Consider the following 21356-nt stretch of genomic DNA (forward strand, 5'->3'; position numbering starts at 1 on the left):
CAACGAGAACAGCAAAGGTTATTCAATGCAATCATTGGTTTATTCCATATCAGCGATCTCAGGTGACCAAATTTTGCAGTTTGAAATGTCGAAGTCGTTACAACTACCTAATGAAAAGAAAAGAATAAGAGGCTATAACATTTATCATTATTTGTATTGTGGATATACCGGCTGAACGGCTACCTGATCAGGATCATGACCGAAGAACAATAGGTTCGGCTTAACCTCCTGCACAATCTGCTGAACGCGGGCGATTGACTGGCGTGCCTGTTCACGGTCAAAGCCGTCAAACGGCACGTCGTTTGCGTAATTCTCCTGCGTGTAGGCAACATCAATCGTCAGCATGACCGGACCCGATTCCTTTGTTGTGACCAGCGCGGACTGATGACCCGGCGAATGACCCGGAGTATAGAGCAGTTGCAAGCCCGGAACCAGCTCATGGTCCCCTTGGAGCAGTCGGTAATTCAAGTTCGTCTGCACGCATTCCGGCGGCGCATACTCCAGATTACCGATCGCAGCGTCTGCTTCGGTCTGCTGCACATAAATCGGTGTATTCGGAAAATGCGGATTGCCTCCGGCATGATCCATATGCATATGAGAGATTACGATGGCATGGATATCGTCTGGTTGATAGCCGATCCGATCCAGTACAGCTACGATACTATCATCGGCTGACATATGGGGAATGAAGCGCCCTTCAAACGGTGTATTTTTAAAATAATCTGGATTGTTGATAAACGAATCCGGCATACCGGTGTCAATGAGAATCGGACCGTGATCTGTCTCCAGCAGATACGACCAGATTTGCAGGCGCACCAGTTCACCAGGCTGTGCATGATGGTTGAGTGAGGAGCGATCAATATCAAGCTGACCGACCGGTAACCAGTACAATTTGTTAATCATACAATCATCCTCCAGTCTTAGTTTACATAATAATTATTATGTAGTTAATGAACGGAATTACAGCTGGCAGAAAGTGATGCTTGTATTTCATTTGTAAGATGGTGCGATGGAACCTCATGCTTTCGCAGTAATCCCGCACTTTCAAAAATTAATTTCTAATAGTTTAAATGATAGGGTATGTAGGCGTCCAGCAGGAATCTGCCGTCACACAGGCCAGTACGTGCGGATGTATAATAGGATGAGCAAAAAAGGGTAAGTACATAGGCTGGACAAGAGGGACACGCTTTATTTATACTTAAAAAGTGCTCAAAAAAACTGCGTATAATATAAATTATACGCAGTTTAGGTTTAAAACGACTTTTATATGCTCTCCTGCATAAGATGTCGATTGGATTGTCGATAAAAATCAGACGAAGATGATCGTTTTACAGCATATTTCGAAATTTGAACTGAATGGGGGTAAGCGGAATGAAAAAAGAATTACGACATATGGAGCTAGATACGATAGAAGAAATTGATGAAGTGTATGCTGAAGAACTGGAAGCTTTTTTGATTTGGATGAAGGATGCGGGGTATACGATACATACGCAAAAAAATTACATGGGGGATGTAAAACAGTTTTTACGTACGTTGAGTGATAAATCACTTGACCAGGTGAAAAAGATTCATGTGATGTCGTATTTGTCTAAAGCGCGGGAAGGAGGCGCCGGAGATAGTACACGAAACCGGAAGCATGCAGCGGTGAACAGTTTTTTTAGAGCGCTACAGGAATTTGAGTTATGCAGCGCAAATCCGGCAGCGGGAATCAAAAAAGCAAAAACTGAAAAGAACCGTATGCCTGTCTATCTGGATGAAAAGGATATTCAGCCGTTCTTGCTCGCGGTGGAAGGGAAATATGCAAATCGTAATATGGCTATCTTTCTGCTCATGGTCTACATGGGATTGCGGGTGGGGGAGGTTCATTCGTTGAATGTCTCAGATTACAGTCGAGAAAGACGCACATTAGATGTGTTCGGTAAAGGGCGTAAGTGGCGTACCCTGCCAGTACCGGCGGCTGTATGTGATTTTGTAGAGCATGCATTGGAGGAAAGATTGACGCCGTGGAGAGGTAAGGAAGACGCGATGTTCATATCCCAAAAAGGTCGCCGTCTGGCGGTGCGTTCTATTCAACAGATTGCTACAGAAACGTTTGAACGATTCCAGCAAGATAAGGGCACAGAACGTCGGGAGGCTTATTCCAGTCATAAGCTGAGACATACATTTGCCACGATGCTTTTACGCAAGGGAGCAGATCTGCGTACAGTGCAAGAGCTGCTGGGGCACTCATCCATTCAGACGACCACGGTATATACACATGTCACTGATCGGGAAAAAGAAAAAGCGATGGATAAACTGGATATTCAGATACCTATAACGGGATTGTAAGTATATTCACCAATGCATTATGTCATGAAACGAAGTTGGTTTACGTAACTAATATTATGTAAACAAATTAAAAAAGAATTGAACCGATCTTGAAAATGGCATCTGCCTTGACAAAGGTAATATTTTGCTACAAAATTAGTGGAACCACTTTATAAATATGGTTTATGAAGTGGTTCCACTAATTTTGTAAAAAGAAGGAGCACGGTATGGAAAAAGCTAATACAAATTTAATTAAAGAAATAAATCTGAATCTGGTTCGCAAAGTATTAAAGCAGATCAGCAAGGCCACAAAGCCCCAACTGGCCGCATTGACTGATTTAAGTGTGGTGACTATCAATACGCTTATGCAGGAATTGCTTAATAATGGAGAGATTTTTGAAGATGAGATTGTGCCTTCCAACGGTGGTAGACATGCATTAACCTATCGTTTTAATTATGAGTATAGTCTGGCACTGATTATACATATTAATGAAAAACAAGGAACGGATGTAGTATCAACCACGGTCGTTAATTTAAACGAGGACGCTCTCATGAAAGAAGAACATCCCTTTCAAATTTTTGATGATGCACAATTTTATTCCACGATTCAAGGCATCATTTCACTTTATCCTTCTATTAAGGTTATTGGTATTGGAATCCCGGGACAATCGGTTGATGGAGAGATTACAGTCAGCAGCCATGAAAGGTTGAATGGAATCCGGTTGGCAGAGGATGTGCAGAGCAAATTTGGTTTGCCCGTTATGGTGGAGAATGATGTAAATGCGGCTGTATGTGGATACGTTTACAGAGAACAGTTAGATGAAGATCAATGTGTGCTAGCTATCTATTTTCCTGAAAATTCTCCACCAGGGATGGGGATTTATTTACGCAATGGAGTTTTAAAGGGCAAACATGGATTGGCTGGTGAAATCAAATTCCTCCCGTCTATAGTGTGGGATGAAAGCAAGGGAAGAGAAGTTTTTTTCAATAGTATATGTGAAATAATTCAAACATTACAATCTATATTTGATCCTGATCAAATTGTAGTCTATAGAGAGAATATAGAAGAAGACTCTTTCTTTCGTTTTTTGGAAACCTACAAAGCTAAGCATGAGATGCCTTTGTATCCTGACATTGTTCTCTCCGATTTATTTTATGAGGATTTTAAAACAGGGTTGAGAGAGTTAACCCTAAAAGAATTAGAGCGTCCTATTATTGTTTTTAGATAATGACATCTATCGTTTGAGCAGAGGAGGAGAAACATGATGGCAACCTGGTTTCTGATTATTATTTATCTAGCGTTTATTAGCTTGGGAATCCCGGATTCTCTGTTTGGGGCAGCATGGCCTGTGATGTGGCCGGAACTCGGGACTGATTTTGGGTCAGCCGGAATAGTATCCATGGTCGTTGCAGGCGGAACCATTGTATCAAGTCTAGCCAGTGGAACTATCATTGAAAAAATAGGTACAGGCAAGATTACTCTAATGAGCTGCTTTTTGACTGCAGGAGCGTTACTCGGGTTTTCTTTTGCACCTTCATTGTTCTGGCTCGTACTCTTAGCAATTCCTCTTGGCCTCGGCGGGGGAGCTGTAGATGCAGCACTCAATCAATATGTGGCTACTCATTATAAGGCACATCATATGAGCTGGCTGCATTGTTTTTGGGGTGTTGGAGCTACGATGGGACCAATCATTATGTCTTTCTACATTTCGAACTACAATTCATGGAGAAGTGGCTATACAGTCGTATCCATGATTCAGTGGGGACTTGTTATTATTTTGCTTATTACACTGCCATTATGGAAACGTGTAAACGCGATACAAGATTCGATTATTTCTGAAGCTCAATCAGACTACTCACAGATGGATCACAATATAGCACAAGTTGAGAACACACCCAAACAAAATCTAATTCGAATGAAAGGAGTTAAGAACACGCTCGTTGCTTTTTTGTTTTATTGTGGTGTAGAGGCAACGGTAGGTTTATGGGGAGCCAGCTTTTTGGTAGGGGCTAGAAACATCCCAGCTGAAACTGCTGCTGGTTGGGTATCTTTGTACTACGGTGGAATCACGGTAGGCAGGCTGATTACGGGGTTTGTAACTTTAAAAATAAATAATCGTATCCTAATCCGGATTGGCCAACTTACTGCTGTTGCAGGCGGACTCATTTTGCTGCTTCCGTTGCCTGTTGCCTTTTTATTGCCCGGTTTTATCCTTATTGGATTAGGGCTTGCACCGATTTATCCTGGACTTCTTCATGAAACGCCAACACGGTTCGGTAAGGAAAACTCGGCCAAACTCATGGGTTATCAGATGGCAGTTGCTTATACAGGCACAACATTACTCCCGCCCATTGTTGGGCTGATAGCATCTCAGGTAAGTATTCATTTTTTTCCGGTTGTAGTCCTTGTTTTCCTTCTTTTTATGCTACTCAGTTCAGAACAAGTGAATCGTATACTGAGAAAGAGAAATTTGAAGGGTTAAGACAAATTGCAACTTGACTTGAAACGCGTTTCATCAGCTAAAGTAAATGTATACCCTAAAAGAGAAAGGAGAGCACTCTATGATCTCACTTATTTTTTTATGTTTAGTTATATGGTGTGGTACTTACTGGTGCTTAGCATTATCAAGACAGCCTATGGATGTAAAACCTTACCGCTCCATCGATGATTTTTTTGAGTAGTTTTATAATCACTTAATAAAGGTGCTTTTTTTACTATCTTTATTAATGTCTTTAATTAAATCTTTTATGAAGTGGACTGGAACTGTATCGAGCTGTTTAAATGGATTAGATGTTGTATAAAAGTTGCAGATACGACAGAAGGGAGTGCGACAATGTGGGGATTGAAGGAGTCTTATGCGTTACCGTTTTATGCATTACGTATTTCATAATCAGTAGTTTGGCTCATTCTTCTTTTGTTCAAAAGCTTGCAGCACGTAAGTTTGAGAATTTTAATAGAGACTTTGATGTTGATCCCTGGAATGAACATAAAAAAACGTAAGTATGAACTGACAATGAGTGTATCAAACAACTAAGGGAGGCTTATTTATGTTTAAACTGGTAGTAAGTGATTTGGATGGTACTTTTCTGAACAATAGTGGCACGTTTGATATTGAATTATTCAATCAAGTGTATGAAGAAATGCAAGAAAATAATATCTCCTTTGTTGCTTGTACAGGTAAGCAATGTGAAAGAGTAGAAGAATTGTTTGGTGAACATGGAAAAGGGATCTGGATTTTAGGGGACAGCGCGACTCGCATTAAAAAGGATGGAGTCGTTGTAAAAGAGTTTACAATTGAACGTAATTTAGCATTACAAGCGATCAATCAAATTGAAGCTTTTGCTAAGGATTTTATTATCATAGCATGTACAACAGAAGGAGCTTATGTTCATTCTCATATTCAAGAAGAGTATTATAAAATTGTGAAGGGCTCTTATAAGGAAGTTAGGAAGATTGATTCGTTTGATCAAATAAAGAGCAACTTTCTAAAAATAACGGTTTACGATCCATCCGGGGGAAGTTCCTTATTAAGAAAACATGTTGAAAAAACGCTGCTAGATCAAATTTATATTGTAGATTCTGAAGCAAATTGGCTGGATATTACAGCCCTTCATACTCATAAAGGGGAGACGGTAAGAAAACTCCAAGAGATATTGGGCGTTACTATGGATGAAACCATGTCTTTTGGAGATGGTGAAAATGATGTGGAGCTTATGAGTATTGCCAAATACAGTTTTGCTGTAAAAAATGCTTGTGAGAACACTAAAAATGCAGCAAGTTTTATTACCAAATCCAATGAAGAAAACGGTGTATTGTTAACGATAAAGAAAATGATGGATTTACAAAAGCACTAATATTAATTATCGTTTATGAGAGATAGACCTCCAGATTCCACACTACCGAATGAAGGGACTATACGCAGCATGAAAAATAAAATACTGGTTTTTGATATTGGCGGCTCTTTTATTAAATTCAGTTTATATTCTCAAGGTGAATTTATGACAAAGGGCAAAGTTGCTACACCGTTAGATTCACTAGAGAATCTGCTTATAGCTTTGAAGCAAATTCACAGTCAGTTTATAGATGAATGTGAAGGTATAGCCGTCAACATGCCAGGTATTGTGGACTCTGTCACTGGTCATATGGTGCATGGGGGTTCATTAAGGTATATAAACGATATCAATATGATTGAAGTTTTTAAGAGAGCGTTTCATTTACCCGTAGCCATTGAAAACGATGGAAAGTGTGCTGCTCTTGGAGAAGTATGGCGCGGCTCACTACAGGGGATCGCTGATGGTGTTGTTTTGGTTGTTGGAACAGGGATGGGCGGTGGAATCATCTCTCAAGGTAAATTGCTGAAAGGCCATCATTTATCGGCTGGGGAATTCTCCTTCATCAGAACTAACAACGAGCATGCAGACAATGTGGATTATCTGCTTGGTATGCAGGGTAGTAGTTCTGTTTTAGCTAGAACGGTTGCCAAGGCTAAAGGACTTCATGCAGAATCTATAACGGGTGAAAAAGTATTCAAGCTCATTGAAGAAGGTGATCACACGGTACAAAAGATTTTTCGAGAATACTGCAGGAACATCGCAACACAAATTATTAACCTACAAACAATTCTTGACCCTGAAAAGTTTGTGATTGGGGGAGGCATATCTGCCAATCCTTTGCTGGTTGTTACTATTAAGGAAGAGCTAGAGAAGCTTTATTTGCATTCAATCTTAAATTTTGTGCGTGCAGATATTGAGCAAAGTAAATTAGGCAATGAAGCGAATTTGCTAGGTGCTATATACAACTACATGCAATCACACCATCTTGAAGTATGAGATAAAATAAAAGCAAAAGAGCGTGTCTTTAAGCTTAAGACATGCTCTTTTGTATTCACTTAGTTTACATAATATATATTATGTTTATTTGGTGTGTATAACATTCCGAAGCAACTTATTTTTCAATGAAGAATATGCACGTACGCTTACTTTTCATTTTCCGGAGGAGATTCAATGATTAGCCCCTGAACATGCTTGCGTGCTAGAAGCTTTCGTTTTTTTCGATTTTCCTTTGTTTCTAAAACAATATCCAAATCATAATCGTCTGGATACAATTCTGTTGCTGCGATGTGAAGAACGAGCCTCTTTTTGTTTATGATCAGCTTTTGTCCTTGAATCAAAACTCCAACATTGCCTCGTTCATCCTCCGTTTTGCAAACAATACCAGTTCGATCTAGGTAGCCGACATAAACACTATCTCCAAGAGCAAACGACCTGGTTATGAGTGGGTTCTCTTGTTTTTCCTGTTTTGCGACTGTACGGTCTGTAGATGCTTTTTTAGAGGCAGGTTTACATACATCCTCAGGCCTTTTATCGTCAAAAGAAGGGGGAAGAACCAAAGACTTCTGTGTATTCTGAGACGTTCTTCCAGCAGAAATGGCCTCCGAACGTTCGATAATGCGAGTCCACATGCCTAGTTTCAAAGCAATTGCGTATGCATAGCTTTCCCCAGCCTCACCGATGCGAAGTCGGTACAAGGGTTGCAACGTTTCGGTATCAAACTCCATACGAGCATTTTGAAATCCCGGTGTGTTTTCAGCAAAATGCTTGATTTCGCTAAAGTGGGTGGTAGCCACTACTGTCGTCCGTCGACGATGAAATTCTTCCAGCAGTGCGATAGATAGGCCTACGCCTTCTCCCGGATCAGTACCAGAAGCCATTTCATCGATCAGGATCAGAGTAGAGCTGCCTGCCGTTTCCAAAATGCCAATCATGTTGCGAATATGTGCAGAAAAGGTGCTCAAAGCATGTTCAATACTTTGGCCATCCCCGATGTCTACCACAATGTCCTCGAATACAGCCATGCGGCTGCCTTGCAAAACAGGTACCAGCAGGCCGGATTGCACCATGAGTGTTAACAGACCGACGCTTTTGAGAGCCATCGTTTTTCCGCCTGTATTCGGTCCGGTAATAATAAGCGAGGAATAACCCTCACCAATTGAGAAATCAAGCGGCACCATAGTATTCGCCATCAATGGGTGACGTGCACCATGGATATCTATAATCCCCTCATCGTTAAGCTCGACAGAAACAGCATCCAGGGTCATGGCGTATTTAGCTTTAGCCAATAAAAAATCCAGTATGCCTACCGTCTCTGTATTAATGCTTAGTTCCCGGTTGTATGACTCAGCCATTGCGGTCAGATCTCCCAGCACTTTCATTTCCTCTTTTGATTCCTCTGCCATGTTTGCGCTTTGTTCGAATTGTAGATTTACGATCTCTGCAGGTTCAACATAGACCGTTTGACCGCTTCCCGATTCATCCAGTACATTGCCTTTCACCTGTTTGCGGAATTCCTTTTTGATCGGAAGTACATAACGGCCATTGCGCTGACTGATCATATTTTCTTGCATGATGGATCGATGACGGCTGGTGAGAGAGTCTAATTTCCTCTTGATACGTTCTTCAGTAACTGCAATTTTTTTGCGAATTTTAGCTAGCTCTTTACTGGCGTTATCCGTCACTCGACCCGAATAAATGCATCTCTCGATTTCGGATAGGAGTGACTCCATACCATACATGGAAGAGGCATAAGCACTGACGGTTGGAGCTGCATCCGCCTTGGCATGCATATATTTCATCAGCTGCATGCAGCTTCTGATGAATTGGGCCAAATGAGAAAAATCACGCTCGCTGAACATATAGCCGGTTCCCAAGAGGTGCAGAATGTGCTCCATTCCTTCCAATGAAGGAACGGGTACGCTAGCTCCGTGGCGAATGAGCTGTAAAGCTTCGCTCGTTTCGTTAAGACGAATTTTGATTGTACGGATATCTGTAATTGGTTGCATGGAAGCGGCATGATGCTTACCCAGGTATGAAAAAGCACATTCAGATACTCTTGTTTTAATCTGATCATATTCCAAACGCAGCATTGTAGTTTCGTTCATGAATAAATCTCTCCTTTAGATGTGTATTGACAGGATTTTTTCAAAACTTTTCTGGAAAACAAAAAAAGGGCGGAGAATGAACAAAACGTTCATTCTCCGCCCTTTAAGGAAGAGGAAATGTATCATCAAATAAGCCTATAATCCAGCATGTGAACTCACCATTTCTGCGTTTTAAACCACAGGCCAACCAACATATCAGTTAATTGGCTTATGAATAGAAAAACGTGTAAAAAGAGTTCACAAAGCTGGAAACAAAAAAACCGTGCTGAACACAGCACGGAATAAGGCCTAAATGAAAATAATCCCTAAGGCGATTTATGATATCCGCATGTTCTTAACTAATACCAGGGTGAAAACTCAGCAACAAACAAACCTGTCCCTGAAGGGTACAAGCGCCTGATGGTTTTCCCTGAATATGCAATTGCTTAGTTAAGAACGTTCACCGACATTAAAATCTCTCCCTTAATTGAAGATATATCCACAATATACAATCAGACAGGTATGGAAGTCAAGGCTGACTTCATCAATTTGATGAAAAAGTGATCATGAGGACAATGAGTTAACGAAAAATATATTATGTTAACTAATTTCGATTAAATGATTTATGAAAATGATCCCACTCCAGCAGGAATACAGCATCCATATGAAACAGAGTACTAACATTAAGAAACCGCCCTAGTAGCTGGCATATCATATCTCCCAGGGCGGTTTCTTGTGCTCTTATTTAGAATCAACGGATGTGACAGCTTGTACAGGCTGTCTGTCACGAAGCAGCGGTAACAACAACATCGATCCGACTAAAAATAAGCCGGCGCTCACGATATATACGGTGTACAGGGAGGATTCGCGTTTGAGTGTACCGCCGATGCTCATACCGACGACCATCATCCCCGAGAACAGGGGAGAGAGGGCACCACCGACTCGGCCGATAAAAGCAGCTTCGGCATTTTTCATCATCATCGTGTTGATACCGATATGAATGCAAGGATAAAATAGACCGCTAAGTACTTGTAATGCCATTGTCAGCACAATATTGTGCGACCATCCGACTCCAAAGGTTGTCAGTGTGCTGACCAGAAGTCCAGTCGCCAGCAGCAATTGCGGCTGAACTTTTTTGGCAATCGCCATAATCAGACCGCCGCCCAACAGCATAGCAGCTCCGTTCGCCATTAACGGCCATTGTAAAAATTCCTTATCTTGTCCGAGGTTCTCGATAGCGACAAAAACCATTAATGGTTGAATAAGTCCGACTGCCAGCCCAATTATGGTAAATGTTCCTCCAAGCGTGCGAAGTGTACGGTTATTCCATACATAACGTATTCCTTCTTTAAGCTCTTCAATAAAATGAGTTGGTCGATCTATCTCAATTGCTTGTTCATCTTGTGGGATACGAGTCAGAACAAGCGCAGAGATGAGAAACAACATTCCTGTTATAGACAATGAAGAGAAAATACCAAAGTGTTGATAAATAAATGTACCGACGACAGGACCGATAACCATAAATAATGCCATGAGAGACTGAAAAAGAGCCATCACTCCCTGAAGCTGTTCTGGTGCTACATGCTGCTTTAATATCTTCATCGCAGATGGCTGAGAAAATTGAGATAGAATGGCCGAGAAGAAAGTGGATAGCAAGAGCACTTGCCATGACCCGTACCACAATGCGAGCAACACGATAAAAATGGATGCAGCCGACAGCAGATCGCAACTAACCATTGTCCGTTTAGGCCGCCAACGATCCGCAAACGTACCTCCAATGATGGCAAACAGAAAGATAGGCGCAAATTCAGCAACCGAAATGAGCGATACGTATACGGGATCATTATGGGTCAGATCTGTTACATACAACAGTATGGCAAAGTTCCGCACCCAGATGCCCAAATTTAGCAACGCATTGGAGGCGATAATAGTCCTTATATATGGATTTTTAAACAACAACAAACTCTCCTTTCCAGTTTTCAGGGGGTAAAACCCTTAGGGTCTATTTTTTGTTTTTTATAAACAAAATTAATATTTGTCTATATAACAATAGATAATATAATAAATATACTACTATTTAGTCAAATGGTTTTTTGTGATTATGAATGAAGTAGAGCAGGAAAAAGGAAGTGATCAATCATGCTAAAGAATGCGGATTAGAATAGAAGGGAATGAGTCACTACATATTTATAAATTGGAAATTATACTCAAATAAAATAGATGAACATAATTAATATTATGTTAACTAATAAGCGCATCTTTATCTATCAGAATCTGAATCCGATGTACCTTTTAAAATCATAGTGATATAATTACGCGTACATGCCTGAAAAGGAGCGTATAGAACGTAAATGAACTTTCAAGTGGACTTTTTATCTTTTTTTGTGATTCAGGTAGACGGAAAAGAAGGACAAGGCGGTAAGTCCTACAAGCATTATGCTACAATGGATGACTATGATTACGACGAGAGTGATGTCAAAAAATTTCTGGACGGGGAATTTGCTCGTATTAGCAAGCGAAAGGTTGAAAAAAATCCCAGCACAGAGCAGGCACCGACCAAAATTGGCCGCTTTATCGTCGAACCGGAACATGAACTGAGCAGTAATCCGAATTTCAATATGTTCGCCCGACTACGTGCAGCAGAGGATAAGGAAGATTTTAAAAATGCATGTGATGATCTGGTGCGGATGTATTTGGATACAAGCGCGGTACGAGGTGGAGCACTGATCATTGTACAGGCTACATTAAATACCCACTCTGACGACCCGTTTATTTTTGTACTCAAATGTGATTTTGAACCTAAAATTGCACGGATTACTGAGAGTAGTCTGGTAAGTGAGGTCGAAATGGCGATTTCAGCCCGTAATATGAAATCCATCATGTATCCTTACATGCTGGAGGAGGGTATGAACGATGAATGGGAGCTTAAAATACATCAGTCTTCGCATGCACGGTATTTTGAAGACTTTTTGAAATTCGTCACTTATGAGCAATCCATGCCGGAAATCGTTAATGAGCATGTCATGGGCTTTGTTCAGAACTATGTAGAAACCAAATGGCCGGATGCATCTAATGAGGAAAGACAGCAGGAAGAGCGCGATCTGGAACTGTGGGCAGCCAGCGAAAAACGGGATTTGCAAGGGAAGTGGGAACCCCTTCAGGTCGTAGAGGCTGCGCAGCATATTGTCGAGCTAAAACCGGAAATTGAAGTTCGTTTCAAACTGGATGATACGGCTGTGCGTGGTTTACTATCCGACTTTGGTGCCAAGCTGCATATCACAAAACTTCATGATAGATATGCACTTATTATTGAAGGTGATGCATTTACGTTTGAAAAGGGATTTTCTCCGATTGAACTACTACAACCTGAATCCTTTGAAACAGTGGCTGAGCGGCTGAAAGAGAAAAGGCAGCATGAAAATGAGGGTGTGGATGGCGATACACCACCTTGGTAATTTGGAACGCATAGCAGGGCGACAAACGAACGAAATTATATTATAAAAAAAACGGACCTCACAACGGATGTATCCGCTGTGGAGGTCCGTTTTTGTTTAGCTTTTATATTCTTGACTTACTGAATTACATATGCACTTTACTAATTTGATCTTTCAGCTTGTCCGCAGATTGAACCAACCTTGCACGTTCCTCGTCATTGAGCGGAAGATCCAAAATTTCACGTACTCCATTGTGATCCACGATACTTGGAACACCTAAATAAACGTCAGATACACCGTTATAATCTTCCAGCAGGGTGGACACATTAAGTACCGACCCCTCGTCTCCGAGAATAGCGGCTACGATCCGATCGAGAGCCAGTCCGATGGCATAGGATGTTGCGCCTTTGGCATCTATAATTTCATAGGCAGCATTTTTGGTATTTTCAAAAATTTCATTTTTCGTCTCTTCGTCCAGTTCCAGAGGTGTTCCAGCAACGTTAGCTGTGCTCCATACAGGTAATTCGGAGTCACCGTGTTCACCAATAATATGGGCGTGGATGCTTCGTGGGTCGATACCCTTTTGTTTGCCGATCAGATAGCGGAAGCGTGCGCTGTCCAGCAACGTTCCTGATCCAATGACTCTGCTTGAAGGCCAACCACTGCGTTTCCAAGAGATGTAGGAGAGAATGTCTACTGGATTGGTTGCGATCAGCAAAATGCCATGTGTATTGACCTTGACGATATTATCAATAATACTTTCAAAAATTTCGGCATTACGCTTGAGAAGATCAATACGTGTTTCTCCCGGCTTTTGTGAAGCTCCCGCTGCAACAATGATGATATCTGCATTACGGCAGTCTTCATAATCACCCGCCCATACTTTGACACCGCCGAGAAAAGGAAGCCCATGATTCATATCGAGCATTTCCCCCTTCGCCTTTTTGACGTTGACATCAATAAAGACAAGTTCTTGCATGCGTTGGCGCAGCAGCAGGGTGTAGCCGGTTGTTGTGCCAACCGCTCCCATGCCGACAATAGCCACTCTACTTCGTTTGTAAGGTTTTAAGCTCATAAAATCCTCATCTCCTTCTCGGGTTGTATACCTTTTCATTTTAGGATATTACTTAAAAATTTATCTTTCCAACTTAGTGTACCCTATATACTAACCCACCGCAAAGAAATATGACATTTTTCCTTGACTTCAAAGGCGAGCTCGCTAATAATTAATCGAATGATAAGAACACGCACTAAAGCGTTGCAGCACCGATATTGACGTAAGAAATTATGGAAAGAGGATTAGGAATATGGACTTATTTCGAAAAAAAACAGGACTGCTCTCGCACGAGGAAAGCGGATCTACAGGTCACTTAAAGAGAACAATGGGGCCTTTTGATCTCACCATGCTAGGAGTAGGATGCATCATCGGGACAGGGATTTTTGTTATTACTGGCAAGGCAGCAGCAGAAAATGCAGGTCCCGGCTTGATGCTTTCTTTTGTTATTGCAGGGATTGCCTGCGTATTGGCAGCCTTGTGCTATGCAGAGCTTTCATCTACAGTTCCCGCGGCTGGGAGCGCTTATGCATATAGTTATATTGTTTTTGGAGAAGTTCTGGCCTGGGTACTGGGTTGGGACTTGATTCTGGAATATGGAGTAGCGGCCGCCTCTGTGAGTAGTGGCTGGTCTGCTTACTTTCAAGGCTTGCTGGCCGGATTTGATATACATCTACCGTTAGCTTTAACCGCAGCCTTTGATTCGACCAAGGGGACCATTATTGATCTGCCAGCGGTATGCATCATCATGCTCATCACACTGTTGCTAAGTCTCGGAGCCAAGGAAACGGTCCGATTCAATTTCATTATGGTTTGTGTCAAAGTTGGGGTTGTACTGTTATTCATTGCGATTGGAATCTTTTATGTTAAGCCTGCCAACTGGACACCATTTTTGCCTTATGGATTTTCTGGTGTATTGAGTGCTGCGGCAATCGTATTTTTCGCTTATCTGGGTTTCGATGCTATCTCAACTGCAGCCGAAGAGGTACGCAATCCGCAGCGTAACATGCCCATCGGGATTATCTCTTCTCTAGCGATCTGCACGATATTGTATATTGCCGTTTCAGTTGTGCTAACGGGGATGGTACCTTATACGCAGTTGGGCGTTAGTGATCCGGTTGCGTTTGCTCTCCGCTTTATTCATCAGGATTTCGTAGCTGGATTAATTTCAGTCGGTGCGATTGCAGGGATGACGACCGTTTTACTGGTTCTGTTGTACGGCCAGACACGATTAATTTTTTCCATGTCACGTGATGGCCTTTTACCCGTTTTTTTATCTAAAATAAATACCAAAACCCAAACACCAATTCGAAGTACATGGCTGGTGGGTAGCATTATCGCATTGGCTAGCGGCTTGTTCCCGTTGCATGCACTGACCAATCTGACGAGTATTGGAACTCTGTTCGCTTTTGCTGTAGTCTCGGTCGGGGTCATCGTTCTGCGCAAGACACGCCCGGATTTGAAAAGAGGGTTTACCGTACCATGGGTTCCGTTCCTTCCCCTACTGAGTGCTTTGGTTTGCATCGGTCTGATGCTTCAGCTTCATATCAGCACCTGGATCGGATTTATCGTGTGGCTACTGCTTGGATTACTGATTTATTTCTTCTATGGATATCACAAAAGTTTGTTGAACCATAAATCCTGAACAATATTAGTATAAAAAAAGCCGGTATCCTTCACTTTTGTGAAGGAACCGGTTTTTTTTGTCATTACGCGAAAAGTGTCACATAGGGGTGTTTATGGTATAATTCTGTTTCAGATAAGCTTTTGGCACGTGATTACCGCATGCCATCGAGGGAGGATTTTGATATGAAACTGCGCTGGCGTGCGCTCTTGGGAGGAGTAATGCTGTTGACGGGTATTTTGCTAACTGCCTGTTCTGCTGAAACCCCAAAAACTGTAACTAAACCTTCGATTGAGGAACCAGATGACCAGGGACAGACGATAACTATTAATCCGCCGGTGACCCCGAAGGCGGGTGATCCAAACGCCAAATATGTTGTACAAACACGAATCGCGGATTTTCATTTAATCGATAACAATAAAGGGTTGGTTTGGGGAGTTACCCATAATGAGCTGCGCCTTTATGATACCCATGATGGTGGGAAAACATGGAATAATATTTCTCCCTCCGAAAATGTTCAATTTCAAGACAAGCTTGAATATGGCAAGGATATCAGCTTCACAGATTCCCGTCACGGTTGGGTTGTCCGTCAAAATCTGGACCAAACAGCAACGGTCATTCTAAGAACGTCAGATGGAGGACAGAGCTGGGATGTATCAGCGCTACCAAGCGGAGACCATGTAAGCTCGATTCAATATGTAAATCCAACTACAGGCTGGATCATGGCTTATATAAAACTGAATGAGCAGGATCAACAAAAAATGTTGTATCACACCACCGACGGAGGGGCCACGTGGAATAAAGTTGCACAAAGTTCTGGTATGACATCCAACAAGTCAGGCTCAGGTTTACCCGATCAGGGCAGTGTGGCGGGAATGAGCTTTTCTTCCAACGATCAGGGTTTTGTGGCGATTAATGTGGACAGCAGGGTGAAGTTGTATAAAACTTCGAATCTAGGGAAAACGTGGACTCCGGTCGCTAACAGCATGCAGGGTTGCCCTCAGGCTAAGGCAGAAGCTCAGCAGTCTCTTGAAGGTAACAGTTCTTCATATTGGATTCCGGTTCTCTGCTACGGGGATAACGGTACAAAATATAACGGGCTATTTACGAATAATACAGGAACACAATGGAATGATGTGCCATTGGGTCTGAGTAGCAATAATACTTCTATAACTCCTGGGCGTACCTTTCTAAGCGATAAAGAAGGGTGGGTTGTAACCGTAAACGGAATGAGCCGTACAATGGATGGAGGAAAGACGTGGACAAGTCTCAGAGGCAACAAGGTGCTGCCTTCGAAGCTAAAAGACTATCCACGATCAGTCAAGCTGCGTTTTGCTTCTTCATCGGTAGGTTGGCTGCTTTTGGAACGACTAGACGACAAGAAATCACTGCTGTTAAAAACAACGGACGGTGGTGCAAACTGGAGAATTTTATAATCACGATAAAGGTGATTGCCCTGGGATGTCTTCCCAGGGCGTTTTATTTTTAAAAAATTTAAATTTTATACGATAACATGTGAAAAAAATCACAAACCAACAAATGAGCCACTGTTATACTAAACCTGTAAACAACGATAGGAGTGATAATCATGAGAGCGAATCAGGATCATATGTTAACCCAATACTACCTTCAATTTTGCTACACTTGTCAAGATGCCTACGGTTGCACGACTGAAGAGGACTGCAAGCAATGCGCAGAGCGTTACGCCAAGGAAGAAGAACATGAAGTTCTGGATGAAACACAACGTTATCTCCAGCTTGTACATGTGTAAATCGATGAGCTATTCTGATATCGCCATATCTTGAGCCTCCCGGATTAATCCGTGGAGGCTCTTGGCGTTCTTGAGGGTTACTATCAAATTTGGGCAGCAACATACATATACTGTTATAGAAGGCTTGTGGCAGGTCAGGATGCCCGGTGGTTTCTCTGTGGAATGCCTGGCGGAGAGGAGTGCGGTGCATGGGATTTGAGTCATTATGGATGTTCGATTGGCTGGGTACGGTATTGCCCGTATTTTTCGTAGTTGTGTTGGGTATTGTCGTGTTGTCTGCGGGCAGGGAAGTCATGGAATGGAGCCGGAACAAGCGGCAGCCTGTGTTGACGGTGGGTTCCCGCATTACGGCCAGAAGGACACATCTCCAACAGAGGCGCCAGGAGGAACAAGGCACTCGTACCTATACCTTCTATTATGTAACCTTTGAGGTGGAGAGTGGCGACCGGATGGAGTTCAAGGTATCTGGGGAAGAATATGGTCAATGTGCTGAAGGGGATGAGGGACGGCTTACTTTTCAAGGTACAAGGTATATTGGATTTCAGCGTCTTAATCGCTATAGCTTGGAGCAAGTTAAAATGTAGGATTCAGTCAAAAACATTCATGCTCATTTACAGCCTTCTGCGAGGAGTCAGGGTAGGGGGCTGTAAATGTTTCTTGTACGGCACATTTTGGTACATATATACTAAAACAGAGTAGTACAGAGGAGGAATAAGCCGTGTCATTTGAAGGACAAGTTGTTATTGTAACAGGAGCAGCGCATGGTATCGGGAAAGAGGTCGCTTTTGCCTACGCTGCTCAGGGTGCCAGAGTCGTGTTTGCTGACTGCAATGAGGAAGAGGGCGCCGCAGCTGCTGCAGCAGTCCGGAACGAGGGTCATCAGGCCATTTTTATCCCTTGTGATGTGCGTAAGGAAGAAGATATTGTAGCGCTGATCCGTGCCACGGAAGAAGAATACGGTACAATTCATACATTGATTAACAATGCAGGCGTGTCTAGATGGAAATCTCCATATGAGTTAACCGAAGCAGAATGGGATGACATTTTGAACACAAACGTACGCAGCTGTTTTATTGCAACAAGAGAAGCGGCTAAGGTAATGAAGCGGAACGCAGAAGGGGGCTCAGTGGTTAATATGACCTCTACACGAGCTTTCATGTCAGAGCCGGATACAGAAGCCTACGCGGCATCCAAAGGAGCCATAGCCGCCCTTACACACGCGATGGCCATATCGCTAGGAAAGGATAGGATTCAGGTCAATTGTATTAGTCCAGGATGGATTGAAACCGGGGATTACGAGCAATTGCGTGCGGAAGACCATCAACAGCACCCGGCTGGACGAGTAGGGACCCCAAAAGACATCGCACGAGCCTGTCTGTATTTGACACAACCTGGTAATGATTTTGTAACAGGCACGAATTTGGTGGTCGATGGTGGCATGACGCGTAAGATGGTTTACGAGTCATGATAAAAGCCTAAATAAGTAGTCCCATTCTTGGGGCTATTTTTTTATTTTCTGGACTGTCACTTATTGGGCATTTGTACCATAGGATAGGGTATGTGATTGAGAAGCAAGGAGGGGACGCGGTGGCTGTAATCAAGACCAACTCAGGGGATGTGAGGACCCTCGCCCGGCTGATGCGGGCTGAGGCCGAAGGTGAAGGTGAGATGGGAATGCTCATGGTTGGTAATGTCGGTGTGAACCGAATTTTATCCAATTGCCTGGATTTCCAAGGGATACGCCTCATGAATGACATGGTGTTTCAAAGCCCTGGAGGTTTTGAAGCTACTCAGAAGGGGTATTTTTATCAGAAAGCCCGTGATCGGGACATTCGACTTGCCCAGCGTGTAATTAATGGAGAAAAAATACGTCCGGCATCCAATGCATTATGGTTTTTCAGACCGACTGGTGAATGCCCGGGTACCTGGTATAACCAGACCAATACCGGACGCTTTAAAGCCCACTGCTTTTTTAGCCCGACTGCACAGGACTGTCCTAATGTATATTAGACACCTTTCAGAATGGCTTGAAGAATTAAAGTTAAATTAAAACCATCTTAGGAGGAATTTACATGATTTCACAGCAAGCTTACCGTCCCGTATCTTATGCTTCCGGTAATGGATATCCCGAATGGCCAAGAGGGATGGCTCCAGTCGGAACCATGCAACCTATGCAACCTATGCAACCTATGACTGGCTTTCCACCTCAAGTAAGTAGTGGCAGCCCTATGACACCAACGGGTACAGTGGTACAGGTTCAGACTCCGCAATACGAGCAATCATACATCGAGAATATTTTACGCTTGAACTTGGGCAAAACGGGAACCTTTTATATGACCTATGAAAATAACCGGGAATGGAATGCTAAAATATTCAAAGGCATTCTAGAAGCAGCAGGTCGGGACCACATTATTATTAGTGATCCGGCGACAGGCAAACGGACCATTCTGCTGATGTTAAACTTGGATTATGCAACTTTTGATGAGCCATTGTTGTACCAATATCCCGGCGTCATCGGGAACCCGGGCGGATCTCCGGTTCGCTGATGCCTTCATATATATGAGTTTACATCCTCTGCCAGACGGCAGGGGATGTATTTTGTTTATATTCTTTCTCAAATATAGTTGCTTTCTTGGTGGTAAGAGGCGAAAATGAGAGCTTTCCGACCTAAATGATAGAGGGATTGATTTTTCTGACATTGCTTGTGGTTTGACTGTATAGAGTATAGTTATATAATTAAATATAAGCTGATAAATGATTTAATCATTTTGCGGAATATGGCTTAGGGAAGCCGGAAGGGGTGAATGTGTTGGGAAGTTGACGCTGCTTATGATGTGTTATCGTTCTGTCTATGATGAAACTATCCGAAGGAGGTGCGCCTGTCTGCCGTAATGACGGCTGATGGGGAGCATATTGAGTGACCCTTTACCGAGTATGTTTAACTTATTTATTGTTTTTGCATTAGTATTATTGAATGGATTTTTTGTATCTGCGGAATTTGCCATGGTGAAGGTTAGGGGCAGCCGTATAGAAACCTTGGTGGAGGCGGGCAATAAAAAGGCCGTATACGCCGCCAATATGATACACAATTTGGACGCTTATTTGTCTGCTTGCCAATTGGGTATTACCCTAGCATCGTTGGGACTGGGATGGATCGGAGAGCCGGCCATCGCACATTTGATTGAACCTATATTTACTGCCGCTGGCTTGGGAGCGGTATACGTGCACGGTACTGCCGTGGTCATTGCATTTATTGTCATTACGATTCTGCATATTGTATTGGGTGAATTGGCACCCAAAACGATAGCTATTCGTAAATCTGAGACTATTACGCTGTATTCGGCCATGCTGATGACTTGGTTTTACAAGTTGATGTATCCATTCATATGGGCGTTGAATGGAATGGCGAACAGCCTGCTGCGTTTATTTCGTCTGGAGCCGGTATCCGAATACGATGATTCCGCGCATACGGGGGATGAAATACGCATTCTGATGAAAGAAAGCAATAAGAGCGGACTAATTGATAATACGGAATTGGCGCTTGTTGATAATATATTTGATTTTGCCGACACGACCGCCAGGGAAATCATGATTCCGCGCACGGAGATGATCTGTTTATACAGTAATGAGTCTACAGAAGAAAATCTCGCGATTGCGACGGAAAGCATGAGAACCCGTTATCCAATCTGCGCCGAAGATAAGGACCATATTATCGGCTTTATCCATATTAAAGATCTTCTACGTGCGAACACGCTGGATACCCGTACGATGATTCGGCCGATTCTTGCTGTTCCTGAATCAACGCAAATTAGTGATCTGCTCAAACGCATGCAGCGTAGCAAGACGCAAATTGCAATTTTGATTGATGAATACGGTGGCACATCGGGTATGGTAACGCTGGAAGATATTATGGAAGAAATCGTCGGTGAAATTCAGGATGAGTTCGACCAAGAACGTCCGAGTTGTGAGCAGATTAATGACGAGGAATTTTCCATTGACGGTATGTTATTAATTGATGAAGTGAACGATCGCTTTGGACTGGATCTTGATCATCAGGATTATGATACAGTAGGAGGCTGGCTGTACTCACATGTAGAGGTTATTCCTCCACAGCCAGGCCAGTCTGTAGTGTTTGAAGGATGTATGTTCATTGTGGAAGAAGTTGAAAACAAGCGGATTTCACGTATTCGGCTAATCAAACAGCCTATCGTCGTGGAGGAAGCAGGAGTCTCATAATGGAATAAATATG

The 21356-nt window shown here is 42.7% G+C and carries 18 protein-coding genes; 14 read left to right on the plus strand and 4 right to left on the minus strand.

The genetic code is table 11. The features are described 5' to 3' along the window. Positions 1 to 147: 147 nt before the first annotated feature. On the minus strand, positions 148 to 903 hold the full coding sequence (gene aiiA / locus ACU1JV_RS16205) for a quorum-quenching N-acyl homoserine lactonase AiiA (protein ID WP_413986211.1): 756 nt from the start codon (positions 901 to 903) through the stop codon (positions 148 to 150). A gap of 468 nt (positions 904 to 1371) precedes the next feature. Here aiiA and ACU1JV_RS16210 point away from each other — a divergent pair, with 468 nt between their 5' ends. The 5 genes from ACU1JV_RS16210 (at position 1372) to ACU1JV_RS16230 (ending at position 7137) form a co-directional block, all read left to right on the plus strand. Next, a complete protein-coding gene (locus ACU1JV_RS16210) occupies positions 1372 to 2328 on the plus strand; it encodes a tyrosine-type recombinase/integrase (protein WP_413986210.1) in 957 nt (318 codons plus the stop codon). 206 nt (positions 2329 to 2534) lie between these two features. Further along, entirely contained in the window at positions 2535 to 3536 is a 1002-nt protein-coding gene (locus ACU1JV_RS16215) for an ROK family protein (protein ID WP_013371398.1), read from the plus strand. A 33-nt stretch (positions 3537 to 3569) separates the two neighbouring features. Continuing rightward, the gene (locus ACU1JV_RS16220) at positions 3570 to 4790 is read left to right on the plus strand and encodes an MFS transporter (protein WP_434954051.1); all 1221 of its coding nucleotides are present in this window, start codon (positions 3570 to 3572) and stop codon (positions 4788 to 4790) included. A gap of 565 nt (positions 4791 to 5355) precedes the next feature. Further along, the gene (locus ACU1JV_RS16225; protein ID WP_413986208.1) at positions 5356 to 6162 is read left to right on the plus strand and encodes an HAD-IIB family hydrolase; all 807 of its coding nucleotides are present in this window, start codon (positions 5356 to 5358) and stop codon (positions 6160 to 6162) included. A gap of 69 nt (positions 6163 to 6231) precedes the next feature. After that, the gene (locus ACU1JV_RS16230) at positions 6232 to 7137 is read left to right on the plus strand and encodes an ROK family protein (protein ID WP_413986207.1); all 906 of its coding nucleotides are present in this window, start codon (positions 6232 to 6234) and stop codon (positions 7135 to 7137) included. Positions 7138 to 7283: 146 nt separating this feature from the next. On the opposite strand, the gene ACU1JV_RS16235 is transcribed toward ACU1JV_RS16230, so the two are convergent. Then, on the minus strand, positions 7284 to 9245 hold the full coding sequence (locus ACU1JV_RS16235; protein WP_413986206.1) for an endonuclease MutS2: 1962 nt from the start codon (positions 9243 to 9245) through the stop codon (positions 7284 to 7286). 720 nt (positions 9246 to 9965) lie between these two features. Next, entirely contained in the window at positions 9966 to 11180 is a 1215-nt protein-coding gene (locus ACU1JV_RS16240) for an MFS transporter (protein WP_040103641.1), read from the minus strand. Positions 11181 to 11575: 395 nt separating this feature from the next. On the opposite strand from ACU1JV_RS16240, the gene ACU1JV_RS16245 reads away from it, so the two are divergent. Further along, positions 11576 to 12679: a DUF3900 domain-containing protein gene (locus tag ACU1JV_RS16245; RefSeq protein WP_013371391.1), complete on the plus strand. Its 1104-nt coding sequence runs from the start codon at positions 11576 to 11578 to the stop codon at positions 12677 to 12679. A gap of 124 nt (positions 12680 to 12803) precedes the next feature. On the opposite strand, the gene ACU1JV_RS16250 is transcribed toward ACU1JV_RS16245, so the two are convergent. Further along, complete coding sequence (locus ACU1JV_RS16250; RefSeq protein WP_413986205.1) at positions 12804 to 13733, minus strand: L-lactate dehydrogenase; 930 nt, start codon at positions 13731 to 13733, stop codon at positions 12804 to 12806. A 232-nt stretch (positions 13734 to 13965) separates the two neighbouring features. Here ACU1JV_RS16250 and ACU1JV_RS16255 point away from each other — a divergent pair, with 232 nt between their 5' ends. From ACU1JV_RS16255 to ACU1JV_RS16290, 8 genes are all read left to right on the plus strand, one after another. Beyond that, positions 13966 to 15357, plus strand: coding sequence for an amino acid permease (locus ACU1JV_RS16255; RefSeq protein WP_413986204.1), 1392 nt, complete (start codon positions 13966 to 13968; stop codon positions 15355 to 15357). Between the two features lie 164 nt (positions 15358 to 15521). Further along, a complete protein-coding gene (locus tag ACU1JV_RS16260) occupies positions 15522 to 16772 on the plus strand; it encodes a WD40/YVTN/BNR-like repeat-containing protein (RefSeq protein ID WP_413986203.1) in 1251 nt (416 codons plus the stop codon). Between the two features lie 152 nt (positions 16773 to 16924). After that, positions 16925 to 17107: a hypothetical protein gene (locus tag ACU1JV_RS16265; RefSeq protein WP_413986202.1), complete on the plus strand. Its 183-nt coding sequence runs from the start codon at positions 16925 to 16927 to the stop codon at positions 17105 to 17107. Positions 17108 to 17295: 188 nt separating this feature from the next. Then, a complete protein-coding gene (locus tag ACU1JV_RS16270; protein ID WP_013371386.1) occupies positions 17296 to 17691 on the plus strand; it encodes a DUF2500 domain-containing protein in 396 nt (131 codons plus the stop codon). A 134-nt stretch (positions 17692 to 17825) separates the two neighbouring features. Further along, complete coding sequence (locus ACU1JV_RS16275; RefSeq protein WP_413986201.1) at positions 17826 to 18575, plus strand: SDR family NAD(P)-dependent oxidoreductase; 750 nt, start codon at positions 17826 to 17828, stop codon at positions 18573 to 18575. A 119-nt stretch (positions 18576 to 18694) separates the two neighbouring features. After that, positions 18695 to 19117, plus strand: a complete 423-nt coding sequence (locus ACU1JV_RS16280) for a cell wall hydrolase (RefSeq protein ID WP_040103644.1) — start codon at positions 18695 to 18697, stop codon at positions 19115 to 19117. Between the two features lie 62 nt (positions 19118 to 19179). Next, a complete protein-coding gene (gene gerQ / locus ACU1JV_RS16285) occupies positions 19180 to 19653 on the plus strand; it encodes a spore coat protein GerQ (protein ID WP_090738979.1) in 474 nt (157 codons plus the stop codon). A gap of 388 nt (positions 19654 to 20041) precedes the next feature. Then, the gene (locus ACU1JV_RS16290; RefSeq protein ID WP_413987573.1) at positions 20042 to 21343 is read left to right on the plus strand and encodes a hemolysin family protein; all 1302 of its coding nucleotides are present in this window, start codon (positions 20042 to 20044) and stop codon (positions 21341 to 21343) included. Positions 21344 to 21356 lie beyond the last annotated feature (13 nt).

The sequence above is a fragment of the Paenibacillus sp. T2-29 genome (genome assembly GCF_052921365.1).

What these genes read in the sequence shown, in the direction of transcription:
- aiiA (WP_413986211.1), bottom strand. Translation starts at nt 903, where the DNA reads ATGATTAACAAATTGTACTGGTTACCGGTCGGTCAGCTTGATATTGAT.
- ACU1JV_RS16210 (WP_413986210.1), top strand. Translation starts at nt 1,372, where the DNA reads ATGAAAAAAGAATTACGACATATGGAGCTAGATACGATAGAAGAAATT.
- ACU1JV_RS16215 (WP_013371398.1), top strand. Translation starts at nt 2,535, where the DNA reads ATGGAAAAAGCTAATACAAATTTAATTAAAGAAATAAATCTGAATCTG.
- ACU1JV_RS16220 (WP_434954051.1), top strand. Translation starts at nt 3,570, where the DNA reads ATGATGGCAACCTGGTTTCTGATTATTATTTATCTAGCGTTTATTAGC.
- ACU1JV_RS16225 (WP_413986208.1), top strand. Translation starts at nt 5,356, where the DNA reads ATGTTTAAACTGGTAGTAAGTGATTTGGATGGTACTTTTCTGAACAAT.
- ACU1JV_RS16230 (WP_413986207.1), top strand. Translation starts at nt 6,232, where the DNA reads ATGAAAAATAAAATACTGGTTTTTGATATTGGCGGCTCTTTTATTAAA.
- ACU1JV_RS16235 (WP_413986206.1), bottom strand. Translation starts at nt 9,245, where the DNA reads ATGAACGAAACTACAATGCTGCGTTTGGAATATGATCAGATTAAAACA.
- ACU1JV_RS16245 (WP_013371391.1), top strand. Translation starts at nt 11,576, where the DNA reads ATGAACTTTCAAGTGGACTTTTTATCTTTTTTTGTGATTCAGGTAGAC.
- ACU1JV_RS16250 (WP_413986205.1), bottom strand. Translation starts at nt 13,733, where the DNA reads ATGAGCTTAAAACCTTACAAACGAAGTAGAGTGGCTATTGTCGGCATG.
- ACU1JV_RS16255 (WP_413986204.1), top strand. Translation starts at nt 13,966, where the DNA reads ATGGACTTATTTCGAAAAAAAACAGGACTGCTCTCGCACGAGGAAAGC.
- ACU1JV_RS16260 (WP_413986203.1), top strand. Translation starts at nt 15,522, where the DNA reads ATGAAACTGCGCTGGCGTGCGCTCTTGGGAGGAGTAATGCTGTTGACG.
- ACU1JV_RS16265 (WP_413986202.1), top strand. Translation starts at nt 16,925, where the DNA reads ATGAGAGCGAATCAGGATCATATGTTAACCCAATACTACCTTCAATTT.
- ACU1JV_RS16270 (WP_013371386.1), top strand. Translation starts at nt 17,296, where the DNA reads ATGGGATTTGAGTCATTATGGATGTTCGATTGGCTGGGTACGGTATTG.
- gerQ (WP_090738979.1), top strand. Translation starts at nt 19,180, where the DNA reads ATGATTTCACAGCAAGCTTACCGTCCCGTATCTTATGCTTCCGGTAAT.
- ACU1JV_RS16290 (WP_413987573.1), top strand. Translation starts at nt 20,042, where the DNA reads ATGTTTAACTTATTTATTGTTTTTGCATTAGTATTATTGAATGGATTT.